The sequence below is a fragment of the Specibacter sp. BI4 genome (assembly GCF_056680095.1).
The window spans coordinates 3,127,568-3,149,002 of the sequence record NZ_CM155265.1 but is presented as its reverse complement, the minus strand read 5'-3'; the positions used below and the strand labels follow the sequence as shown (position 1 = coordinate 3,149,002).

The 21,435-nt window shown below is 62.8% G+C and carries 21 protein-coding genes, 1 tRNA gene and 2 pseudogenes; 12 read left to right on the top strand and 12 right to left on the bottom strand.

From position 1 onward, the window contains the following. Nucleotides 1-8 precede the first annotated feature (8 nt). The gene (gene pyk / locus AC1L6K_RS14490) at nt 9-1,493 is read left to right on the top strand and encodes a pyruvate kinase (protein WP_480949562.1); all 1,485 of its coding nucleotides are present in this window, start codon (nt 9-11) and stop codon (nt 1,491-1,493) included. 308 nt (nt 1,494-1,801) lie between these two features. Here the strand turns inward: pyk and AC1L6K_RS14485 are convergent, their stop codons facing one another. After that, the gene (locus tag AC1L6K_RS14485) at nt 1,802-2,404 is read right to left on the bottom strand and encodes an ANTAR domain-containing response regulator (protein WP_480949561.1); all 603 of its coding nucleotides are present in this window, start codon (nt 2,402-2,404) and stop codon (nt 1,802-1,804) included. 186 nt (nt 2,405-2,590) lie between these two features. Between AC1L6K_RS14485 and AC1L6K_RS14480 the strand changes: the two genes are divergently transcribed. Continuing rightward, a tRNA-Leu gene (locus AC1L6K_RS14480) sits at nt 2,591-2,671 on the top strand. 182 nt (nt 2,672-2,853) lie between these two features. Here AC1L6K_RS14480 and AC1L6K_RS14475 read toward each other — a convergent pair. The 8 genes from AC1L6K_RS14475 to AC1L6K_RS14440 form a co-directional block, all read right to left on the bottom strand. Next, the gene (locus AC1L6K_RS14475) at nt 2,854-3,687 is read right to left on the bottom strand and encodes a hypothetical protein (protein ID WP_480949560.1); all 834 of its coding nucleotides are present in this window, start codon (nt 3,685-3,687) and stop codon (nt 2,854-2,856) included. A 337-nt stretch (nt 3,688-4,024) separates the two neighbouring features. Next, nucleotides 4,025-5,161 carry a PQQ-dependent sugar dehydrogenase gene (locus tag AC1L6K_RS14470; RefSeq protein WP_480952777.1) on the bottom strand — a complete coding sequence of 379 codons (1,137 nt, stop codon included), beginning with the start codon at nt 5,159-5,161 and terminating at the stop codon, nt 4,025-4,027. A gap of 40 nt (nt 5,162-5,201) precedes the next feature. Further along, nucleotides 5,202-5,561 carry an NAD(P)H-binding protein gene (locus AC1L6K_RS14465; protein WP_480949559.1) on the bottom strand — a complete coding sequence of 120 codons (360 nt, stop codon included), beginning with the start codon at nt 5,559-5,561 and terminating at the stop codon, nt 5,202-5,204. Further along, on the bottom strand, nt 5,558-5,869 hold the full coding sequence (locus AC1L6K_RS14460; RefSeq protein WP_480949558.1) for an NAD(P)H-binding protein: 312 nt from the start codon (nt 5,867-5,869) through the stop codon (nt 5,558-5,560). Before AC1L6K_RS14460 ends, AC1L6K_RS14465 begins: the two co-directional genes overlap by 4 nt. Before the next feature lie 47 nt (nt 5,870-5,916). Next, entirely contained in the window at nt 5,917-6,456 is a 540-nt protein-coding gene (locus AC1L6K_RS14455; RefSeq protein ID WP_480949557.1) for a cyclophilin-like fold protein, read from the bottom strand. Nucleotides 6,457-6,530: 74 nt separating this feature from the next. Continuing rightward, nucleotides 6,531-7,571, bottom strand: coding sequence for an NAD(P)-dependent alcohol dehydrogenase (locus AC1L6K_RS14450; RefSeq protein ID WP_480949556.1), 1,041 nt, complete (start codon nt 7,569-7,571; stop codon nt 6,531-6,533). A gap of 34 nt (nt 7,572-7,605) precedes the next feature. Then, nucleotides 7,606-8,883 carry an MFS transporter gene (locus AC1L6K_RS14445; protein ID WP_480949555.1) on the bottom strand — a complete coding sequence of 426 codons (1,278 nt, stop codon included), beginning with the start codon at nt 8,881-8,883 and terminating at the stop codon, nt 7,606-7,608. A gap of 179 nt (nt 8,884-9,062) precedes the next feature. Beyond that, nucleotides 9,063-10,136, bottom strand: a complete 1,074-nt coding sequence (locus AC1L6K_RS14440; protein ID WP_480949554.1) for an alkene reductase — start codon at nt 10,134-10,136, stop codon at nt 9,063-9,065. Nucleotides 10,137-10,431: 295 nt separating this feature from the next. Here AC1L6K_RS14440 and AC1L6K_RS14435 point away from each other — a divergent pair, with 295 nt between their 5' ends. The 5 genes from AC1L6K_RS14435 to AC1L6K_RS14415 all read left to right on the top strand — a co-directional run bounded on the left by AC1L6K_RS14435 (nt 10,432) and on the right by AC1L6K_RS14415 (nt 14,844). After that, the gene (locus AC1L6K_RS14435) at nt 10,432-11,328 is read left to right on the top strand and encodes a helix-turn-helix transcriptional regulator (protein ID WP_480949553.1); all 897 of its coding nucleotides are present in this window, start codon (nt 10,432-10,434) and stop codon (nt 11,326-11,328) included. 13 nt (nt 11,329-11,341) lie between these two features. Continuing rightward, complete coding sequence (locus tag AC1L6K_RS14430; protein WP_480949552.1) at nt 11,342-11,713, top strand: cyclophilin-like fold protein; 372 nt, start codon at nt 11,342-11,344, stop codon at nt 11,711-11,713. Next, nucleotides 11,713-12,438 (top strand): dihydrofolate reductase family protein, encoded by a 726-nt coding sequence (locus AC1L6K_RS14425; RefSeq protein WP_480949551.1) that lies wholly within the window; start codon nt 11,713-11,715, stop codon nt 12,436-12,438. The genes AC1L6K_RS14430 and AC1L6K_RS14425 overlap by 1 nt, the downstream gene beginning before the upstream one ends. 60 nt (nt 12,439-12,498) lie before the next feature. Then, nucleotides 12,499-13,164 carry an SDR family NAD(P)-dependent oxidoreductase gene (locus AC1L6K_RS14420; protein WP_480949550.1) on the top strand — a complete coding sequence of 222 codons (666 nt, stop codon included), beginning with the start codon at nt 12,499-12,501 and terminating at the stop codon, nt 13,162-13,164. Nucleotides 13,165-13,572: 408 nt separating this feature from the next. Further along, on the top strand, nt 13,573-14,844 hold the full coding sequence (locus tag AC1L6K_RS14415; RefSeq protein WP_480952776.1) for a transposase: 1,272 nt from the start codon (nt 13,573-13,575) through the stop codon (nt 14,842-14,844). Nucleotides 14,845-15,412: 568 nt separating this feature from the next. Here the strand turns inward: AC1L6K_RS14415 and AC1L6K_RS14410 are convergent. Continuing rightward, the gene (locus tag AC1L6K_RS14410; protein WP_480949549.1) at nt 15,413-15,775 is read right to left on the bottom strand and encodes a hypothetical protein; all 363 of its coding nucleotides are present in this window, start codon (nt 15,773-15,775) and stop codon (nt 15,413-15,415) included. A 39-nt stretch (nt 15,776-15,814) separates the two neighbouring features. Between AC1L6K_RS14410 and ligD the strand changes: the two are divergent. After that, nucleotides 15,815-16,042 (top strand): annotated as a pseudogene (gene ligD, locus AC1L6K_RS14405) (non-homologous end-joining DNA ligase LigD); the annotation flags it as partial. A 92-nt stretch (nt 16,043-16,134) separates the two neighbouring features. Further along, nucleotides 16,135-17,280 carry a cation:proton antiporter gene (locus tag AC1L6K_RS14400; protein WP_480949548.1) on the top strand — a complete coding sequence of 382 codons (1,146 nt, stop codon included), beginning with the start codon at nt 16,135-16,137 and terminating at the stop codon, nt 17,278-17,280. 43 nt (nt 17,281-17,323) lie between these two features. On the opposite strand, the pseudogene AC1L6K_RS14395 reads toward AC1L6K_RS14400, so the two are convergent. Next, nucleotides 17,324-17,725: pseudogene (locus AC1L6K_RS14395) on the bottom strand (ISL3 family transposase); the annotation flags it as partial. A gap of 409 nt (nt 17,726-18,134) precedes the next feature. Next, nucleotides 18,135-18,674: a flavodoxin family protein gene (locus tag AC1L6K_RS14390; protein WP_480949547.1), complete on the bottom strand. Its 540-nt coding sequence runs from the start codon at nt 18,672-18,674 to the stop codon at nt 18,135-18,137. Between the two features lie 475 nt (nt 18,675-19,149). Here AC1L6K_RS14390 and AC1L6K_RS14385 point away from each other — a divergent pair, with 475 nt between their 5' ends. From AC1L6K_RS14385 to AC1L6K_RS14375, 3 genes are all read left to right on the top strand, one after another. Further along, nucleotides 19,150-19,818 (top strand): response regulator transcription factor, encoded by a 669-nt coding sequence (locus tag AC1L6K_RS14385; RefSeq protein ID WP_480949546.1) that lies wholly within the window; start codon nt 19,150-19,152, stop codon nt 19,816-19,818. After that, nucleotides 19,815-21,038: a sensor histidine kinase gene (locus tag AC1L6K_RS14380; RefSeq protein WP_480949545.1), complete on the top strand. Its 1,224-nt coding sequence runs from the start codon at nt 19,815-19,817 to the stop codon at nt 21,036-21,038. The genes AC1L6K_RS14385 and AC1L6K_RS14380 overlap by 4 nt, the downstream gene beginning before the upstream one ends. 105 nt (nt 21,039-21,143) lie before the next feature. Then, on the top strand, nt 21,144-21,434 hold the full coding sequence (locus AC1L6K_RS14375) for a hypothetical protein (protein ID WP_480949544.1): 291 nt from the start codon (nt 21,144-21,146) through the stop codon (nt 21,432-21,434). Nucleotide 21,435: the final 1 nt, after the last annotated feature.

The following is a 21,435-nucleotide window of genomic DNA, read 5'->3' as shown; positions in this document are numbered from 1 at the left end:
TAGGTACATTGAGACGCGCAAAAATTGTTGCGACTTTCGGGCCGGCAATCGCCAGCTATGAAAACACACTTGCGGTACTGGAGGCGGGCGTAAACGTAGCCCGCATGAACATGAGCCACGGTGACTACACCGTGCACCAAAGCACGTACGACAACGTGCGCAAGGCTGCCGATGCGCTGGGCAAGCCCGTCGCCATCATGGCTGACCTGCAGGGTCCCAAGATCCGCTTGGGCCGCTTTGCCAACGGCGAGGGCTACGACCTGGCCGTGGGCGACGTCTTCACCATCACCACCGAAGATGTTCCGGGCACCAAGGACATCTGCTCCACCACCTTGAAGTCCCTCACCGAGGACGTCAAGGTTGGCGACATCATGTTGATCGACGACGGCAAGGTCTCCGTGCGGGCAACCGCCGTCGACGCCGTCAAGGTTGTCACCGAAGTGACAGTTCCGGGCAAGGTTTCCAACAACAAGGGCATCAACCTGCCCGGCGTTGCCGTGAATGTTCCTGCCTTGAGCACCAAAGACGAAGACGACCTGCGCTGGGCCCTTGAGTGCGGCGTGGACCTGGTTGCCTTGTCCTTCGTGCGTGACGCTGCCGACATCCAGCGCGTCCACGAGATCATGGACGAAGAAGGCCGCCGCGTGCCTGTCATCGCCAAGATTGAGAAGCCGCAGGCCGTTGAGAACCTGGAAGCCATTGTTGACGCGTTCGACGCCATCATGGTTGCCCGTGGTGACTTGGGCGTTGAGCTTCCCTTGGAAGATGTCCCGCTGGTTCAGAAGCGCTGTGTCGAGCTGGCCCGCCGCTGGGCCAAGCCCGTCATCGTTGCCACTCAGGTGCTTGAATCCATGATCGAAAGCCCGCGCCCCACCCGCGCAGAGGCTTCGGACTGTGCAAATGCAGTGCTCGACGGCGCGGATGCAGTCATGCTCTCCGGCGAGACAAGCGTTGGTGCCTTCCCGATCGAGACCGTCAAGGTCATGGCACGCATCATCGAGGCAGCAGAGGCCGAAGCCGGCATGAAGCTGATCCCGAAGCTCACCTCCGAGCCGAAGACCCGCGGCGGCGTCATCACGGCAGCTGCCGTGCAGATCGCCAACCAGCTGGACGCCAAGTACATTGCCACGTTCACGCAGTCCGGCGACTCGGCACACCGGCTGTCCCGCCTGCGCCCGGCCAAGCAGGTCTTTGCCTTCACCCCGGATGAGCGCGTGCGCAACCAGCTCGCCCTTGCCTGGGGCATTGAGGCCGTGCTGGTTCCCATGGTTGCCCACACCGACGCCATGACCGAGCAGGTTGACGCGACGCTCCTGGAAAAGGGACTTGTCGACGAGGGCGACCTGGTTGTCATCGCTGCCGGTTCCCCTCCCGGACAGGCCGGTTCCACGAACCTGGTCAAGGTCCACAAGGTGGGCGACCTCGCCGACTTGGGCAAGGCCGGCAACGATCGCAGCAACAAGGAAAAGATCGGCCCCTGGCCGACCAACTAACCTTCGCTGGTGGCACCCGATCCTGTCGATGCCATTCCAACCCGCAGTCGTGGTCGCCATATCATCCGTTTTCGGTTGATTTCGCAGCCACAACTGCGGGTTGTTTTTTGGGGAAAGGGCGACGGCGGCACCTACCGTTCGCTGATCGCGTTCGGTGGGTGCCGCCGTCGGACTTCCAAGTGAAATGAAAAATGCCGCCGCCCCCGCACATTGCGGGGACGGCGGCATTTCTGCTGGCACCGGCCCAAACCGGACCGATGTGCCCGAGGCCCCTGCTGTGACTTTGCCAGCGGGGGAGGGGCGGGGGTCTAGTTGACCTGGTTGATGATGGTCTCGGCAACCTCGCGCATGCTCAACCGGCGGTCCATGGACGTCTTCTGGATCCAGCGGAAGGCCTCGGGCTCGGTGAGGCCCATCTTGGTGGTCAGCAGGCTCTTGGCGCGCTCCACAAGCTTGCGGGTGGCGAACTGTTCCTGGAGGTCGGAGACTTCATCTTCCAGCGCACGGATTTCCTCGTGGCGGGAGAGCGCGATCTCGATGGCCGGGATGAGGTCTGCGGGGGTGAAGGGCTTGACGACGTAGGCCATCGCCCCTGCGTCGCGGGCGCGCTCGACCAGTTCCTTCTGGCTGAAGGCTGTCAGCAGCACGACAGGTGCGATGCGGGCCTTGACAATGATCTCGGCAGCTGTGATGCCGTCCATGACAGGCATCTTGACGTCCATCAGGACCAGGTCGGGCTTGAGCTCCTTGGCGAGCTCCACAGCCTTTTCACCGTTGTCGGCCTCGCCGACGACGTCGTAGCCCTCGCCACGCAGGATCTCCATGATGTCCAAACGGATCAGGGTTTCATCCTCGGCAACAATGACACGGCGTGCGGGGGATGTGGGGGTTGAATCCGTTGGTTCAGACACAAATAACTCCTTGGAAGCTGTTAACTGAGACATCGGACACAAAATCCGAATTTTCAGCGCCTGGAGGGCGCTGGTTCTACAAAACAGCCTATCTGCATGTAGAGTAGTTTCGCGCACTCGTTCGGAAGTGATTCTTGAACGGGAGCGTGATCTTTGTAACGGAGTTGAAATTGACACGTTATTGAGGCCCGAGTGGCGGAATGGCAGACGCGCTGCACTCAAAATGCAGTATCGAAAGATGTGTGGGTTCAAGTCCCACCTCGGGCACGCTGTGATGTGTCGAGACATCGTTGACAGATGTAGCGAGACATCATTGACAGAAGCTCTCTCCTTCGGGAGGGGGCTTCTGTTTTTTCTTGGGTTGGTAGCTTTTGCTGCGGAGTCCCGGAGTTTATCGGTTGGATGTCTCCTTGCAGGCCCTTGGTGCGGCGTACTTTGCCATCGCTGGCTCAACCGGCGCCAGTGGAGACTGGATCTTGTGGTACTTGCGGCGCTGCACTCACCGCGTGAGCTCTGATCCAGCCTCTGGTGTGGACAGGGCAGCGGTGGGGGGCATGCGCTGAGGCAGTGCTGCGGCCGGTGAACAGCAGCCGGGAGGACCAGCGGATGCGCCGCCGCCAGATGAGCAACGCGGCCAGGATGATAGCGATGGTGTCTGGCCACCGGGGCGCGGGCCAGTTGTCCGGTGGTGGCGGGTAGCTGCCGTCGGACAGGCCGGCCAGGCGCTCAAAATGGTTGCGTGAGGACGGGAACAGCGCGCCGTCGACGATGTAGGCTGCAGGGAATGCCAGGGGGCCGGCGATGATGCTCCCGGCTGCCCACTGGTCGACGTGGCGCGATTCGTGAAGAGCCAGCTCGGCCTCGTTCACCCTGGTTTGGCAGATGTTGGGTCCGTAGCGCAGGTACCGCTGCTCGCCAGCCAGCCCGTACCCCTCGATGCTGAGGGGCCCGGTGGAGTCGCCATTTGGTGGCATCCAGGTGAGGAAGACATCCCCGAACTCTGTGCCGCCTCCGCTGGTGCGTGGCGGTTCCCAGAACATGACGAGCAGCGGCGGCCCCGAGCACGACTTCATGCCTGCGGCGTATCCTGCGAGTACGGCGAGGCCGCTGGCGGGTGCCGTCAACACCTTCCGTGTCACGTTCCACCCGGGTGGCGGGGAGACGAAGAGAAGTGGTTCGGGCTCGATGCGACCGTCGGGTGTGATGTGACTGTGGCAGAGGACTTGCGGGGTTGCCGCTGCCTGGGCGCGGACGAGACCGCCAATGAGCAGTAGCAGACTCAAGCAGGCAAGCATGACTGTGGCCAGCCGTTGATGCCGGCTGCAGACGGTGCAGTTGTTTGCTCGGAGTCGCCGGCGGTTCCGCATCGCTGGCAGGGACCAGATCACGCCCGCGAGCCCGAAACAGAACACACACGCTACAGAACGCAGGGCCGACCCAACATACGAAGGCACACGAACAAGTCGCAGTCGCATTATGCCTGCCTGAGTTGTAGAAAATGTACGGTAATCCTACCCGCGTACGGACTCGCCGGCGTGACTGGAGGGGCAACTCCGCCGCACGGCGGGCGATGCCGGAGATTTTAGGGCTCGAGGTGGTGGTTCAGGCATGTACTTGCTGTCAATCCATGGGCACGGAGAGGATCTGGTCGTTGTCGGGGCCCGGGGTGCCGCGTCCGTCGGTGTTGTTGGTGAGGAACCAGAGCGATCCTTCGGGGGAGACCGTGACGTCGCGGATGCGCCCGTATTCTCCCTGGAAGTGGTCGGTCGATGTCGAAGGATCGGCAACGGGAACGGCGCGCAGCACCTGTCCACGAAGGTTGGCGATGTAGAGCATGCCATCAAGCTGTGTCATGCCGCTGGGGCTGGCCACATCGGGTGTCCACTGCTGCACCGGGTCGGTGAAGCCCTCTGTGTTGGCGATGCCCTCGACGGTTGGCCAGCCGTAGTTGGTGCCGGGGGTGATGATGTTCAGCTCGTCCCAGGTGTTTTGGCCGAACTCGGTGGCGAACATGGTGCCGTCGTCGGCCCATGCCAGGCCCTGCGGGTTGCGGTGCCCGTAGCTGTAGACGAGGGAGCCGGGGAAGGGGTTGTCCTCCGGCGCGTCGCCGTCGGGCGTCATCCGCAGGATTTTCCCGCCCAGGGATTCCAGGTCCTGGGAGCTGCTGCTCTGGCCGGCGTCGCCGGCGGTGGCGTACAGCATGCCGTCGGGGCCAAAGGCGATGCGTCCGCCGTCGTGGTAGCTGGCCGAGGGGATCCCGTCGAGGATGGTCTCGGGTTCGCCCAAGGCCAGTGACCCGGGTGCTCCGGTGAGGGTGAAGCGCTGGATGCGGTTTCCATCAGTTGCTGTGGAGTAGACGTACAGCCGTCCGTGCTCGTCGACGGTTATGCCCAACAGCCCGCCTTCGCCAGCGCCATCCACGCCCTCGATGGTTCCGATGGCGCGGGCAGTTCCGTCCCCGGCAAGTTCCAGAATGCGGGCGCTGTCGCGTTCGCTGACCAGGGGTGTCTCGTTGCGGAACGCAACCGACCAGGGTGCCTGCAGTCCCGTGGCCGCGATCGTAGGTGTTTCCAGGTCCGACGGCGGGACCTGGCTTCCCGTGGACGGACCGCCGGCTGCGGGGGTGCTTGATGCGGGGGTGGAGGGTGGCGGTGTGGATGCTGGCGGTGTCGCCGTGGTGCAGGATGTCAGCAGGATGCTGACACCGAGGCTGAAGCCCAGCAGGGTGGCGGCAGATGAACGGGCGCGGGTCACAATTGACTCCTTGGATAGGGGTGAAGGCCTTGGCAGTCTTTGGTCACGGTGCGTGGTGGGGGATAGCGACCAGGCTGCTGACGGCGTCATCGACGGGGACGGGGCCGTCGACGAGCTCGATAATGGTCCGCCGAAGCGCAGGCGTGTGCAGGGCGGCGGCGATGAACGCGGCGACGTTGTCTCGGGAAACCGGGCCGTAGTTGGCTGCGAGGGCGGCGGTGACGTTTCCGGAGCCGGGGTTGTCCGTCAAGGAGCCCGGCCGGACGATGAGCCATTGCAGATCAGTGCCGGCAAGATAGATGTCGGCGGTTTTCTTGACGGCCATGTAGTGCTCGAAGTCTGCGGAACCATCTTGTCCGCGAGCGGACTCCGGGAACGCGGAGACCAGCACGAACGTGGTCACACCCGCCTGTGCTGCGGCGTCGGCGGCCTTTGCACGCCGACACCGTCGATCAGGGTGGTCTGGTCCCGGCCGGTGCCGTGGGCTCCGGCCGAGAACACCACGGCGTCGCATCCCTTCATCAGCGACGCCAGGACGGATGCCTCGTCCTCAATGAGGTCGCCATGCAGCGGGGTCGCTCCTGCTGCTGCAATGTCCCTGGCCTGTTCGGGGCGCCGGTGCATGCCGATGACTTTGTCGCCGCGAGCGGCGAGCATTCCCGCCAGGCGGATGCCAACGCCTCCGCCGGCTCCGATTTGAAAGATCTTCATCTGTGTTCTCCTATGACTTTGAGTGGGGGTGGTGCTGGGGGCGGTGCCTATGGGACGATGTCGACGGTGACGTTGCCGCCCTCCAGCCGGGCCAATTCATCCACTGTGGCGCTGTAGGTGCCCAGGTGGATGGTTTGGTCCGAGTAGCCGATGCCGTCGGCGTTGTAGTAAAATCCGAGGTTTCCCCACGGGATGAAATAGATGAGGTCCCCGTCCTCCGGGTCCGAGCCGGGGGACCCTGCTGTTTCGAGCTCGCGGGGGAGATGCCCCAGTTTCTCCTTGCCCGCAAATTCCTCCACCGGCAGGGTCAGTGGAAGCAGGGACAAGAAATCCCTGGCGGTGGGATTGTCGGGAGCGATGGTCACATCAACCGTTGTTTCTCCGGACGTGAAGCGGACGAGCACCTCCTCCGCAGGGGAATCTGCTGGTGCGGGTGTGGCTGCCGCGGGTGCCGGACCAGTGGCGGAGACGGTGCCGGTCGCTGCCGGTGGTGGCTGCGGTCCGGTCCCTGGGCTGGCGGGTGTTGTGCAGCCGGCCAAGGCCAGCAGGGCCGCCAAGGACCCGATGACAAGGAGATATCGCCGCATGGTGTTTTCCTTCCTGTGGTTGGTGTTTCGTTGGGTGGAAACCCCCCGTTGGCTGGCGGGGTCCGGTTTCGTGCTTACAGGGTTGCTGTGTCGATGACGAAGCGGTAGCGGACGTCGGAGGTCAGGACACGTTCGTAGGCGTCATTGATTTGGTCGGCGGAAATGACTTCGATTTCGGCGCCCAGTCCGTGCTCGGCGCAGAAGTTGAGCATTTCCTGCGTTTCGCGGATGCCGCCGATGGTGGAGCCTGCGAATGAACGCCGTCCCATGCTCAGTGAGAATGCGTGAACGGGGAGGGCTTCGGATGGTGCACCCACAAGGACGAGCGTTCCGTTGAGTGTGAGCAGTTTCAGGTAGGCGTTGATGTCGACCGCGGCGCTGATGGTGCTGATGATCAAGTCGAAGCTGCCAGCCAGCTGGGTGAACGTCTCGGGGGCGCTCGTCGCAAAGTAGCGCTGGGCGCCGAACTTAAGTCCGTCGTCGTGCTTGCTCAGGGTTTGGGAGAGGACGGTGACATCGGCGCCCATGGCGGCGGCGATCTTGACGCCCATGTGGCCGAGTCCGCCCATGCCGACGATTGCGACCTTCTTGCCCGGGCCCGCGCCCCAATGGCGCAGCGGCGAGTAGGTGGTGATGCCGGCGCAGAGCAATGGGGCGGCGACGTCGAGCTCGAGTCCGGCGGGGATGTTGACGACGAAGTTTTCGGTGACGACGACGTGGGTGGAGTATCCGCCCTGGGTGACGGTGCCGTCGCGGTCGGTGGCGCCGTAGGTTCCGGTGTTTCCCTTGAGGCAGAACTGCTCCTCGCCGGCCTGGCAGTGGATGCACTCACCGCAGGAGTTGACCATGCAGCCGACGCCGACCCGGTCGCCAACTGCGTGTTTCGTGACGGCGGAGCCGACCTCGGTGACGATGCCGGCGATTTCGTGGCCGGGGGCCAGCGGGTAGCTTTGCGGGCCCCAGTCGCCGCGGACGGTGTGGATGTCGGAGTGGCAGATCCCGGCAAACTTGATGTCAATGAGCACGTCGTGGGGTCCTATGTCACGGCGCGTGACTGTGGTCGGAACCAGGGGTTCGGTGGCGGAGGGGGCGGCGTAGGCGTTGACGGTGAGCATGTGGTTCTCCTGGGGTTGGATCAAGGGGGTGGGATTAGCGGTGGGCGGGGAAGGCGGCGCGGCGTGCGGTGAAGGCGATGACCAGGGCGATGGCCGCGAGGCCGATCATGAGGATCGGCAGGACCATGCCGTCGAAGCCGGAGATCAGCACGGCCCCGAGGACGCCCGCAAAGAAGATGGCAATGTTGAACGCGACACCGAGCAGGGAGTTTGCGACGTCGGCGTTTTCGCCGCTTGCCTCACTGATGGCTGTTTGCAGCTGTGGTGCTGCGCCGCCGAAGGCAATGCCCCACAGGACCAGTGCGACGACCACGGCAGGGAGCGAGTGGGCCCCTGCGAAGAAGACGACACCGGCGGTAAGGAACAGCGAGAGGCTCACCAGCACCAGTGGCCGGGGTGCGCGGTCGATAAGTATGCCGGTAACAATGATGCCGATCAGGGCAGAGACGCCGAATACGACCAGGGCCATATCAACGCCCAACGGAATGTTGGCCGAGCGCAGGTAAGAGGCGATGTAGGTGTAGACGGTGTTGTGGGCGAGCATCCAGGCAAAAATGACGACGAGAATCACTGAAACGCCGGGGATGGCAAACACCTTGACCATGGGGATTTGGGATTCGGCCCGCTGGCCGGCCGCGTCGGGGACAAACAGGATGGCCAGAAGGGCCGTGAGAATTACCAGGCCCGAGAGCACCCCAAAGGACCAGCGCCAGTCAAAGGTTGTGCCCAGCCAGGACCCGAAAGGTGTTCCCAAGGCCAGTCCCAGCGGTGTGCCGATGGAGGCGATGGCGAGGGCGCGGCCGGCCAGTTCCGGGGCTGTGATGCGGCGGGCGTACCCGGCGAGCATTCCCCAGAGCAGTCCGGAGAACGCGCCGGCCAGGAAACGGGAGGCCAGGGTCAGCACAATGTCGGGTGAGAAGACAGTGATGGTGTTGGCGAGCAGGAAGCCAAGGATCCCGACAAGAAAAACAGGTTTGCGCCGCATGCCGCGGGTGAACGCGATGGCCGGGATCGTGAGGACCACAGTGCCCAGGGCGAAGGCGCTGACCAGTTGGCCGGCGGTTCCTTCGGCCACGTTCAGCCCGCCCGCGATTTGCGGCAGGAGTCCGGCCGGCATCGTTTCAGTGGCGATCAGGATAAAACCCATCAACGCCATGACCAACAATGCCGGCAAGGGCAGTCGGCGCCCCACCGGCGCTGCCGGGATTTCCGGCTTGGGCGGCACCGTCTTGACGTGGCCGAACTCGTCCTTGGCGGGCACGGCCATGGTGCTCACTCTGTCCTTGCCCGTTGGCGTGGTTTCTGAAGTCAAGGTGGTGGTTCTCTTCCTGTTGCGGGCTGTTCTTCATCCAGTTAACACTGGTTGCGGGCATCGGAGGAGTCCCTGTTGAAAGAGGCACCGCCAGGGACCCCCTCACCTCTGGGTGCCCACAGGTAGTGTGCCGACCGTCACAGTGACCACCGTGCACATTTTTCCAAAACGAGCGGCGCCTAGTTTTGCCAGAACGGGTAGTCCGTATAGCCCTTGCTGCCTTCTGTGTAGAAGGTGGTGTAGTCGGGTTCGTTCAGGGGCAGGCCTTCGGACAAGCGGCGGGCCAGATCCGGGTTGGCCAAGGCGTAGCGGCCCACAACGACTGCGTCGGCCAGGCCGTTGTCTGTCACATACTGCGCATCCTGCAGTGAGGTGACGGCACTGAAGCCGGTGTTCAGGATGACCGGTCCGCCAAAACTGCTGCGAACACCCTGGATCAGGGCTCCGGAAGGATCGGTGTGCAGGATGCTCAGTCCGGCCAGGCCCAGCGGGGCAATCCCTGCAGCCAAAGCCAGATAGGTGGCCATGGTGTCGGCGGGGTCGGTTTCCATCGCGTCTTCGATGTTGTGCTCCGGAGAAATTCTCAGCCAGGTCTGGTTGGCACCGATTGCCTGGGCGACCGCAGTGGCCGTTTCCACGGTGAGCCGGGCCCGGTTTTCCGGGCTGCCACCGTAGGCGTCCGTGCGGTGGTTCGCGGAAGGGGCCAGGAACTGGTGCAACAGGTAGCCGTTGGCTCCGTGGATCTCGACGCCGTCGAAACCTGCGGCCATGGCGTTGCGTGCGGCCTGGACGAACTCCCCGACAATGCCGGGCAGTTCCTCCCTGTCCAGTGCGCGCGGCACCGGGTAGGGCACCTTGCCGTCGTAGGTGCGGGTGGGCCCGTCGATGGCGATCGGGCTGGGGCCCACAGGGTCCCGGCCGTCGGTGAGTCCTGAGTTGGTGACCCGTCCGGCATGCATGATCTGGACAATGATGCGTCCGCCTGCGGCGTGGACGGCGTCGGTGGCCCGCCGCCATCCGGCGATCTGGTCCTCCGTCACCAGGCCCGGCTGCCGGACATAGCCCTGGCTGTTGAAACTGGGGTAGGTGCCCTCGGTGACCAACATCCCCATGGACGCGCGCTGGCGGTAGTATTCGACGACGTCGTCCCCTGGCACGCCGTCGCGCCCGGAACGTGAACGGGTCAGCGGCGCCATGACAAGGCGGTTGGGAAGGGTGAGAGCGCCGAGGTTTACGGGGGTAAAGAGACTCATATAAGTTCCTGATTCAAAATTGATAATGGTGGTGATTGTCGATGTCCTATGTGCCCAAGCCGACGTTGAGGAATCATGCTGAAACGGCTTCTTGGGGCGGCCGGCAGGTGGGCCGACAGCGGCGAGCTGAGTGCCGCCGTCGTGCCTGGAATGGTCCAGGTGGTTGGTTGGCAGCTCAACACAGCTTTTGCCACTATCTCCAGCAGAACACTTTTCGCTCCTGTGGGGGAGCCCCTGTTGGGTGAGGTACTGACAGGGACTCCCTGCCCGGGCGTGCCGTGGCTAGTGTGGAGGCATGAACAATCGAGCAGAAGTGCGTGAGTTTCTGATTTCACGCCGGGCACTGATCAATCCGGAGCAGGTCGGGCTCCCGGCCGGCACCAACCGGCGGGTCAAGGGGCTGCGCCGCAGCGAGGTGGCGACCCTGGCCGGGGTGAGCATTGAGTACTACACGCGGATGGAGCGCGGTGCCATCAGCGGCGCCTCTCCCGAGGTTTTGGACAGCGTCGCCAGGGCGTTGCGCCTTGACGACGCCGAACGCGCGCACCTGTTCGACCTCGCCCACGCTGCAAGCCCCGTGGCACGGCCGCCCCGGCGCCGCAACTCCAAGACGTGGGCTGCACACCAAAGTCTGCAGTGGGCTCTCGACGCCGTGACAGCAGGCCCTGCCTTTGTGCGCAACGGACGCATGGACCTGCTGGCCGCCAACAATTTGGCACGCGCCTTCTATAAGGACGTCTATGACATGCCGGGCCAGCAGCCAAACCTTGCCCGGCACACCTTTCTTGACGAGCGGGCCCGCGACTTCTATCCGGACTGGGACTTGTTTGCCGAGGTCAACGTGGCCATCCTGCGCACTGAAGCGGCCCGTGATCCCCACAACAAGGAACTCCACGATTTGATCGGTGAACTGTCCACCCGTTCTGAGGAGTTCCGCAGCCGATGGGGTGCGCACAATGTCAGGCACCACGGCACCGGCTCAAAAACCTTTCATCATCCTGTCGTCGGCGAAATCACCCTGGCTTTTGAGGGGCTGGAGATGGCGGCCGAGCCCGGCCTGACACTGACCATTTATGCAGCCGAGCCGGGATCCGCGTCGGAGCAGGCGTTGCAGCTGCTGGCTTCATGGGCCGCCACCGAATACGGCGCCCCGCTTTCCTCAATCAAGGCGCAGGAATCCACCGACCACTGAAGCGAGAAACCGTATGAAGATCGAATTGACCATTGACGGCAACCGGGTTGAGGCCGAACTGTACGACCATCCGGTGGCGCGCGAACTGGCGGCGCTGCTGCCACTGGAGCTCGTTTTTAACGATTTCAACAACGTTGAGAAGGTGGCATCGTTGGGCCGGTCCCTGACGCTGGTTGGGGTGCCGGATGCCGACGCTCCCCAGCCAGGGGAAATTGGCTATTACGCACCCACCCAGGGACTTGTCTTTTACTACGGCAGTCCTGGACGGTGGCCCGGACTGGTGCGGATGGGCCGCTTCGACTATGAGCTGAGCGCGTTGCGCGCACTCCCGGACGCCACAAGCATCCACATCGCATCCGTCACCACAGCCGAGAAGAGCAATTAATGAACCGCCCCTATGTCATCATTCATACGCACACGTCGATTGACGGAAATATTGACGGAATGTACCTGCCCGCCTTTGAAACAGGCAGCCAGCACTATCAAGACCTTGCGCTGACTCCTGGACGGCAGGTGCTCAATGTTGACGCCTACCTCAACGGCAAGACGTCCACGGAAGACAACATCACCCACTACAAGAAACCCGACGTCGACGAGCACGCCCCGGCGGTCCCGGCCGGGGACTACCTGGCCGTGCCGGATGCAGCCATGTACTACATTTCGATCGATCCCCGCGGTGAGCTCGCCTGGGAGAGCAACACGTTTGGGTATGGCGGTGTCCCCGCCCACTTCCTTGAGGTGCTCACGGATCAGGCAAGCAACGCCTACAAGAACTTTCTGCGCCGCAAAAACATCTCGTACATCATCGCGGGCAATCAACAAATCGACTACGAGCTGATGCTGTCCAAGCTCCACGGGCTGGGGATCAAGCGACTCATGGTCGGCGGAGGCGGTGTCATCAACTGGTCCTTCCTGCAAAACGGCCTGGTGGATGAGGTCAGCATGGTGCTGGCCCCGATCGCCAACGGAGACCCGAACGCACCGCGCTTCTTTACCGCCCGCGAACCCTACAGCTCCGTCAGCCCCGTCGCCCTTCACCTGACCAGCGTCGAAAACCTCGGCGACAGCGTCGTCTGGATGCGTTATTCCGTCAAGCCAAACAACGCGTAGTTCCCGCAGACCCCGGCAGCCCGCAAAACGCCATTGCCTGACGCACGAAAGAAGATTCTCATGACCACGATCGCCATCATCGGTGCCGGACCCGGACTGGGAACGGCAGTTGCCGAAAAGTTCGGCCGCGAAGGATTCTCCGTCGCGCTCATCGCCCGCAACCAAGACAAGCTCGACCACCTCAGCCGCAACCTCACTGCGGCTGGCATTGCCGCCAGGGGCTACACCGCCGATGTCCGGGACCGGGAGGCCCTGGCCCGGGCACTGGAGGCAGCCTCCAGGGAGCTGGGACCGATCGAAATTCTCAACTACAGTCCCGTACCCAGCGGCGATTTCATGCGACCCGTGCTGGATACCACAGTGGAAGACCTCACCGCAGCGGCCGAGTTTTCCATTCTGGGACCGGTCACCGCGGTGCAACAGGCCCTCCCCGAAATGGGTGAGCTGGGCCGCGGCACCATCTTGCTGGTCAACGGGTCCAGCGCTGCGGCGCCGAACGCCAACGTCGCGGGAGTGTCAATCGCGTTCGCCGGGGAGTCCGCTTACGGGGCCATGCTCCACGACGCCCTGAAACCCCGGAACATCCACGTTGGGCAACTGATCATTCCCGGCGCGATCGGGGGCGGAGATCCGCTCTACGCACCTGATGCCCTGGCGGAGCGGCTGTGGACAATCCACACCCAACGCGGACAGTTCCGAACCACCGCCGAGGCTGGAAGTGTCTGAGCCTGCACACTGAGGTGGGCCGGATGGGTACCGGCCGGCCCAACCCAACGGACGGACACCTCGCACAGATGGCATCCAAATGGAGCCAGTCAGATTTTGAGTCACATCCATGGGGCGGGACGGCCAGTAACCTATCCTGCCAGCCAGTCCCAGACCAGCTACAAACAAGTCTCACAGTCAGTAGTCGGCGACCGTGTTGCCCCGATAAAGCTTTAAACCGCGGGTGGATTAACCGGGATTCCGTGCCGGTGCTGGGATAATTGGGGTATGGATACCTCTTCTTCCCAGCCGCAGGATGGACTCTTCGATGCCGGTCTCATTGAGCGGGTCGTGGCCCCGGCTTATGGCCGGATTGATCTGAACGGTGGGGATCGGAAGCGGTTCAAGGATTTTGAGCCGGATGCGGTGATGTTGGTGCCGCCGTCGCTGGAGGAGTGGCTGCCTGAGGGGCATTTGGCCCGGTTCATTGCCGAGTTGGTGGAGAACGAACTGGACCTGACGTTCTTCTATAAATCGTATGCGAAGGCGAAGGGCCAACCTCCTTATGATCCGCGGTTGATGTTGCGGATCCTGCTCTACGGGTACTGCACCGGGGTTCGTTCCTCCCGTGTGATTGAGCGGGCCTGCACCGACGTGGTCTCGTTTAGGTGGTTGTCGGCGCAGCAGGCCCCGGATTTCCGCTCCATCGGGCGTTTCCGTGAACGCCACCTGGCTGCTTTCGCGAACGTGTTCTTGCAGGCGCTGGAACTGTGCCAGGCCGCGGGCATGGTGAAGCTGGGTGAAGTCGCCCTGGATGGGACGAAGGTCCTGGCGCAGGAAATCAGTGAGCTGATGGCCGAAGCCAAGACCGTCGATGCCGATGAGGATGCCAGGTTCGGGCCGGGCAAGCGCGGGGATGAGCTGCCGGTGGAACTGGCCAGCCGGCAGGCCCGGGCTCAGGCCATGGCTATTGCCCGGGCCAGCCTCGAGGCCGAAGCTGCGGCGAAAGCACGGGCCGAAGCCGAAGAGAAAGCAGCCAAGCGCGGCGACGATGATGATGACATCACCACTGCCGGGAACAAGGCCGCGGAAACTGCGGTGCCGAATCCCACGGCGCAACGGAACTATACCGATCCGGACGCGCGGATCATGAAACGGGCCGATGGCTCGTTTTCCTACAACTACAACGGCCAAGCCGCCGTTGACGCGTACCGGCAGGTCATTGTCGCTGCCGAGATGAACCAGGCAGCCAACGACTACGGGCAACTGGCGCCGATGGTCGAGCAAACGTTTCAGAATGTGGGGCAGATGCCCGCGCAGTGGTTGGCGGACACCGGGTACTGCTCGAAAGCGAACCTTGAACACGCCCGCGCGCTGGAGGCGGAGCACGGCACGGAGTTCTTCATTTCCACCGGGCGGATGAAGCACTCCGCCCCGGTCCCCGAGTCCCCGCGGGGCCGGATCCCAGCAAACACGACCGTGGTCGGGCGGATGGCGCGGAAGCTGAAAACCAAGCCGGGGAAGACAGCCTATGCAAGGCGCAAGGCCATCGTGGAACCAGTGTTCGGTCAGATCCACACCCGGCAAGGCAAACATTTACTGCAACGCGGGCTGGAGAAAGCACAGCATGAGTGGAAACTGCTCGCTGCCTGCCACAACCTCATGAAGCTACGCAGCTACCGGGCAGAACAGGCCGCATAACAGGAAGCCGGGGCGGGAATCTGCCCTGCACACAGCCCCCACACCGCCCCGGGAACGACCCTTGGCAGAGTATCAAGACCTTCATCGCCCTTGGCCGGTATCAGCGCCAAAACAGTGAAATCAAGTGGAAATTCCCGCCGACACCAGCCCACCCCTCAAATCACTACCCAAACACTTAGGGCACAAGGTCCTTGTCGGTTGTTGGCGATGAGGGGTCGAAGGGCTCTATCCCGTCCGGCTGCGCGATGCCACGCTCAAAGGAACCCGTCATGGTTTGCGGGGCCACATAAACCTTCGTGTAGTTCGGCTGTGCTTGATGGAAGGGTGTTTGTTTGATGCCTCAAACAATGAAATTGCTGAGCGTTTGTGGCTCAGAGGGACGCCCGTGGTGTCACCAGTGCGCAACGGACCAGTTCCTGCTCATAGAGTCCGTGGCGCCGTGCCCAAGTCTCGTGGCCGGGCATGTCTGCGTGGAGTATTCCTGTCTGGAGTGCGAACGTTTTGCAGGGCACTGTGTGCGGGTCAGCGACGTGGGAGATGCCTTGGTGCTCATGGTGGCAGCCAAGCGTTAGCGCGCCTGTGCCTGTGCGGCCATACGCTGGGGGACGCCGCTGTCAGCAAGGGCGTGGACCCGGGCCCGCGTCCGTCCCAGACGCTCAGCGGCCAAAATTCCCAGGCCTGAGACAATCAGCGTGATGATCAGCAGCGTTGGCGGTGGCACCGCCAGATTGAAGAAGTCCCTTGGCAGGGGAATCGTCAGCAGGCCCACAAGTACCCCGCACATGGCCAGCACATTGCCCGTACGCGCAATAGTCCTCGGGCGGGCCACGATTCTCAGGACCCACAGCGCGATGAGCGAGAGCGTTAGGACGGATGCGCCCTGAACTTCTTGGTTTGTAAAACCACCGGCCACGGTCGCATACACATTCACCGCTGCAAGGGTGCGGGCCTGGCCTAATGTGCGGCCGTCTCACTCATTGCTAGAGACTTCCTGCTCCAGGCCGGTCTCTACTCTGTGCCGGTTCCAAGCGGAAGCAAGGGTATGCACCTCTATGCTCCGCTTGACGGTCGAAGGGCCTCGGACGAGGCTGCCACCGTTGCGCAGGACCTGGCCCAGACCATCGAACACCAACATCCGGACCTGGCAAGAATCCAGGACGGGATTGTCCCGGATCTTGGCACCAGGAAATCCGGGTGATCTTCCCTCAAATGGAAACCGATTACTGTTGGTATCCCTGAGCGGAAACTTATTTGGTTCAGGGAGCAGATAAACATGGCAAGGATCCTGGAATGACTTTTCCCTTGTTGGCCATCATTTGCACCGCGGCACTTCTCGGCCCGTTGCTGGCCGTACCGCGTCGTTGGCAGGTGCCGATCGTTGTCGGGGAGTTGCTGGCCGGGATTCTCATTGGCCGCTCAGGATTGAACTTGGTTGACCCAGCTGAACCGGCTTTTGCGTTTCTTGCCGACGTCGGCTTTGCCTTGGTCATGTTCGTTGCCGGCAGCCATGTGCCCCTGCGTGATGCCTCGCTGAGATCCTCCCTGAGCAAGGCGGCATTCCGGCTAGCGGCCGTCAGCGTGCTGGCGGCCATTGCGGGAATCGGTGTTGCTGTCCTATTTGGTACAGGACAAGCGCCTCTTTACGCTGTGTTGATGGCGTCGTCCTCGGCAGCAATGGTGCTGCCCATGGTCACGTCCTTGGGGCTCCGCGGCCCGAGTGTGTTGGCTACCATCGCCCAGGTGGCCATGGCCGACACCTTGGCCATAGTCGCGCTGCCGCTGGCCATGGATCCGTCCGCAGCAGGCCGTGCCGCGTTGGGTGCGGTGGCCGTGTTGGCGGGTGCCGCCGTCGTCTATCTTTGTTTGAGGGAGGGCGATCGCCGGGGCTCCCGGCAGCGCCTCCGCAGGGTCTCTGAAAAGCGGAAGTTCGCCCTGGAGCTGCGGCTGCAGTTGGTTGTCCTGTTTGCCCTCGCCGGGTTGGCTGTTTGGGGTCATGTTTCCATCATGCTGGCCGGTTTCTCCTTTGGACTGGCCGTTGCCGCCGTGGGGGAGCCCCGCCGGCTGGCCCGGCAGCTGTTCGCCCTCACCGAGGGCTTCCTGGGACCCCTGTTCTTTGTCTGGCTCGGCGCCTCCTTGCAGTCGCAGGCACTGGGTGAGCATCCGGGGAAGATCGTTCTTGGACTTGTCTTGGGTTTGGGAGCACTGGCCGTGCACGCCAGCATGCGGTTGCTGGGCCAGGAACTTCCTCTGGGGCTGTTGGCTGCCTCGCAGCTGGGAGTTCCGGTGGCCGCTGCCACCATCGGCATTCAGCAAGGTTTGCTGGCACCCGGAGAACCGGCAGCCCTCGTTCTGGGCGCACTGGTGACAATTGCGGTTGCTACGGCAGCCGCCGGCAGGTATGTCGCTCATGGCCGGCGTCCGGTTGTGAAGCCATAAGGGGTGCCAAAGAGTGGAAACGACCCTTTCGAGTTGAGCTTTGGGCCAGTGCAGCGGCGACCCGGGCGACGGTGAGGTGTTGACACACGATGCCTTCCAGCGCCCAACGCAGTCCGCGACGGGAGAGCTTCGCCCTTGGCTCGGCAGCCTTCGAAGTGTCTTGCCGCCACACATCATGCCCGCACCCCGCACAGCGATAGCGGCGGACCCTGACCAGCAAGGTGGTGGGCCGCCACCCTAACGGTTCATGGCCGAGCTGCCGGGGCACGGTATCCCGGGCAATGCCCTGACACCCGCAACGCGAACACCAATCATCAGCCTCCACCACACGGCACGCAATCACGGCACGGCCAGGAGTCAGGAACTGCCCGGTCGCTTCAAGGCCAAGATCATCAAGACGGCAGAAAGTGGTCAGGTCAGGGCGATGGAAGGCAGCGTTGTTCACGAGGGCCTTGCGGTAGCAAGATCAAGATCTAGATAAACTGATTCCCTCCCAAGGCCCTCGCCCCGTTTAGGAACAACTCAAAGAAATTCGGCTCGCCCAGCCGTGGTGCCCTCTACACTCTCAAATCGGAAGAGCCCGAAATGGGGAGTTGTCGGATGAATCAGATCTTCAACCCAACAGCGGTGGTGCTTCTTATCCAGGCCTGTTTTCCCGGGGCTGCGGATGTCGCCGGCAGTGGTGCTGACGCGGACCCTGGCTTTCAACATTGACACTCAGGCCCAGGAACGCGGGTCCTTGTTGAGCCCGCAGAGGTGACAGGCTGCCACCGTGACAAGGCGAACGCGGCGGTGCGGCACGACTTGGATCCGCAGCTGCCCCATAACGAACTTTCCCCATGGGTGGGGGCGGCTCAGTGGTGGATTAACTTTTCCATGGCTTTGCCCACGGTCGCGCCCCAAATACGGGCCCGGGCCAGTTCGCCGTCGTCAAGGGTGTTGTCCTTGGACACCAGGAAGCTCTCTGGCGAAATGACGGCGCGCGAGCCTCGTTTCGAGAGCGCGTGCCCGATGTGCCCCGACGCTGCTCCGGAGAAGAGGCGCGACATGTCCGTTCGCGTGTCGAAGGCTGCACACAATGCCGGAACCAGCTCAAGGTCCTTGATCCATTCACGCACCCCCGTTCCTGGCATCGAGGGTTCCAGCGTCAGGTTCCGCGATGCGTCGTTCGCCCAGGTTGTTGCTTCGTCGCGTGAGGAAGGCCTTGTCATGCCATGCACATGGGTGGGTCCGCCCAGAACCACCAAGTTGGAGGATCGTGCGGCTTTTACGGCCAGCTTGTCGTTGACATTTGCCGTGACCACCACACCGAACGGTGCAAGTCCCTCAGCGATGGCCTGCGCGATTTTTCGAGTGTTGCCAAACATGGATTCATAGACGACGACGATGCTCATCGTGAGTACCTTTCTTACGGATGAAGGGTGGCAGGGTGTGCTTCAAGACTTGCTGGCCCCGGTCCATTCCGCTAGGGCCGAACGTCCCGCACTGGGTGGGGCGTTAGGCCCTGGCCCACTGAAAATCCCAGCCGCATGTGCGTTGGCGCAGCCCTGCTTCGAGCTTGCTTGTCGGCCCGGAGTCCGGCGTACGGGATCCTTGGCGGATATGTTCTGCTCGCCCGGCCGGTTGCCGCAATGGCGTTCAGTACGCTGGCCCACGCGGACCCCGAGGCAGCTGTCGCCCAGTTTGGTGGCCTGGCGGCACTGGACAGTGCAGGATCGGTCTTCGCATACTTCCTGTACCACCGGCTTTTCTTCACTGCAGGATTAGACATACCGCGCCGGTCGCGCATCAGGGAGAGACCGAGAGCAGCGGCGCTTTCGCAGACCGGATTGAATGGCCGGGCAGGCTGCGCCACCTATACTTCAGATCATGGCTGATAAACCTCGTGTACTGGTGGTGGAGGACGACGCCGCGCTGGCATCGATGCTGGCGGAATTGCTTGGCTACGAAGGCTACGAGGTGGTGGTGGCAGCTGACGGGCAGCGGGCCCTTCATGAGGGGCTTAGCGAACGTTTTGACGTGATTTTGATGGACCGGGGACTGCCGGCGATTGAGGGTTTGGATGTCGTGGAGCGCCTGCGCCGCAAAGGAGTCCCCACCCCGACGCTCATCCTCTCGGCGTTGAGCAATCCTGCGGACCGGGTCGAGGGCCTTGACAGGGGCGCAGAGGACTACTTGGGCAAGCCGTTTGACATCGATGAACTGCTCGCCCGGCTGAGGTCCCTGCTGAGGCGCCACTCCAGCAACTCTGCCGTGCTGCGGATTCCCGGCGGGACGCTGAATGTTGGCACCCGTACGGTAATGCTCGACGGCGCGGGCCGGGTGGTCTTGTCCGAACGGGAATGCGAGTTTTTGGAGCATCTTGCACGTCATCCCCAGCAGGTTTTTACCAGGGACGGGCTTTTGGAGTCGGTCTTTGCCGATGCCGCCGACGGTGGTGTCGTCGATACGTATGTGCACTACCTCCGCAAAAAATTGGGCCGCTCGTGTGTGTTGACGGTGCGTGGACTGGGATACGGGCTGGGGCCCCTGGCATGAATACCAGGGATGCGCGGGAGCTTCGCCGCTCGGTGGTCCGCCTGACCTTGCAGTTCACTGCATTAATAGTGGTTTTATTGGCGTTGATGGGCGTCTTGCTTTACTCCATCGTGGCGGCCAGCACCGCTGATTCCATGAATAAGACCCTGATGAACGCCAGCCAGGTTGACTCACCCCATGACGTGCCTGCGGGCGTGTATATGGCCATCGTCGACCACGGACGCCTGCATACCTCGCCTGTCATGCCCGCAGGGCTTCCGGACACTGCCGCGATGGACCGCGTGGCAGTGTCGCGGACGGATGAACAGTTGAGTTTCTCGGATGCCGGGCGAACCTACCAAGTGTTGACAACCACTCGTGGCGACAAGGTGGTCCAGGCCGCGTTGGACACCCATGAGGGCCGTGAATCATTGGCGCGACTGGTCGGGGCAATGGTTGTTGCCATCACTGTGGCGGCATTGCTGGCGGCCGCCGCGTCTGTGTGGATGGCCGGGCGGGCCATGCGGCCCTTGGCGGACAGCCTGGCCCTGCAAAGGCGGTTTGTCGCCGATGCCAGCCATGAGCTTCGGACGCCCCTGACGCTGCTAAGCACGCGCTCCCAACTTCTCCGCAGGAAGTTGGACGTTCCGGGAGTCAAGTATTCAAAGGAAATGGTGTCGGAGGAAGTTGGTGCGATTGTCGAGGATTCACGGATGCTGACGGGAATCCTCGATGACCTGCTGATATCGGCAGACCCCCGCACCGCCGTTGACCACACGGAGGTGGACCTGCTCGGCGTGGCCCGAAACGCCCTTGCCCTGGCCGCGCCCCAGGCAGAGCAGCAGTCGATCAAGCTGGAGCAACCCGGGGGAGCTGCGCCTGTCATGGTGCAAGGATCGCCGGTAGCCCTCCTTCGCGTGTTTACCGCGCTAATATCCAACGCACTGGATCATGCCCGGACTGTGGTCAGCGTCGACGTCAGCACCCGCGCAGGCGACGCCTGCATGATGGTCTCCGACGATGGAGCCGGGTTCGCCCCCGGCACCAAGGCACAGGTGTTTGAACGCTTTTCTTCATCGCGTTCGGGAGCAGAGAGCGCCGGCGCGTCTCGCCATTACGGGCTTGGATTGGCCCTGGTGGCCGAGATTGTGGCACTGCACAACGGCAAGATCACGGTGGAAACGACGCCGCACGGAGGTGCCGTCGTCAAGATCCTCATGCCGCTGGCGAAGCACCGATAAGCACTGTTTCATCGGCGGTTGCCATCTCCGACTAAGAATCCACAAAGAATTCGTGTGGATGATGGAAGGGAAGGCACTTCACCATAAACAGAATCGGAGCTGGCCATGACGACGCGAATCAGTGGAAAGCGGATGGCGGCAAACATCACTGCGGCTGTCACAGTGGGAAGTCTCGCGGTTGTCGGCATCGGTGCCATGGCCGTGGACCAAGCCACTGGTAGTCACACGGCGGGCACAAGCTCCTTTTCCGGCAATGGCGGAGCAACCACACAGGATCAAGGGTCGAACCAGGGCTCAACCCAGGACGGGAACAGCTACAACGAAGGCTATTCCGGCGGGAACTCGGTCCTGCCGGGCAATGGCGGGGCCATCAGCGGCAGATCCTCGGGGTCCTGAC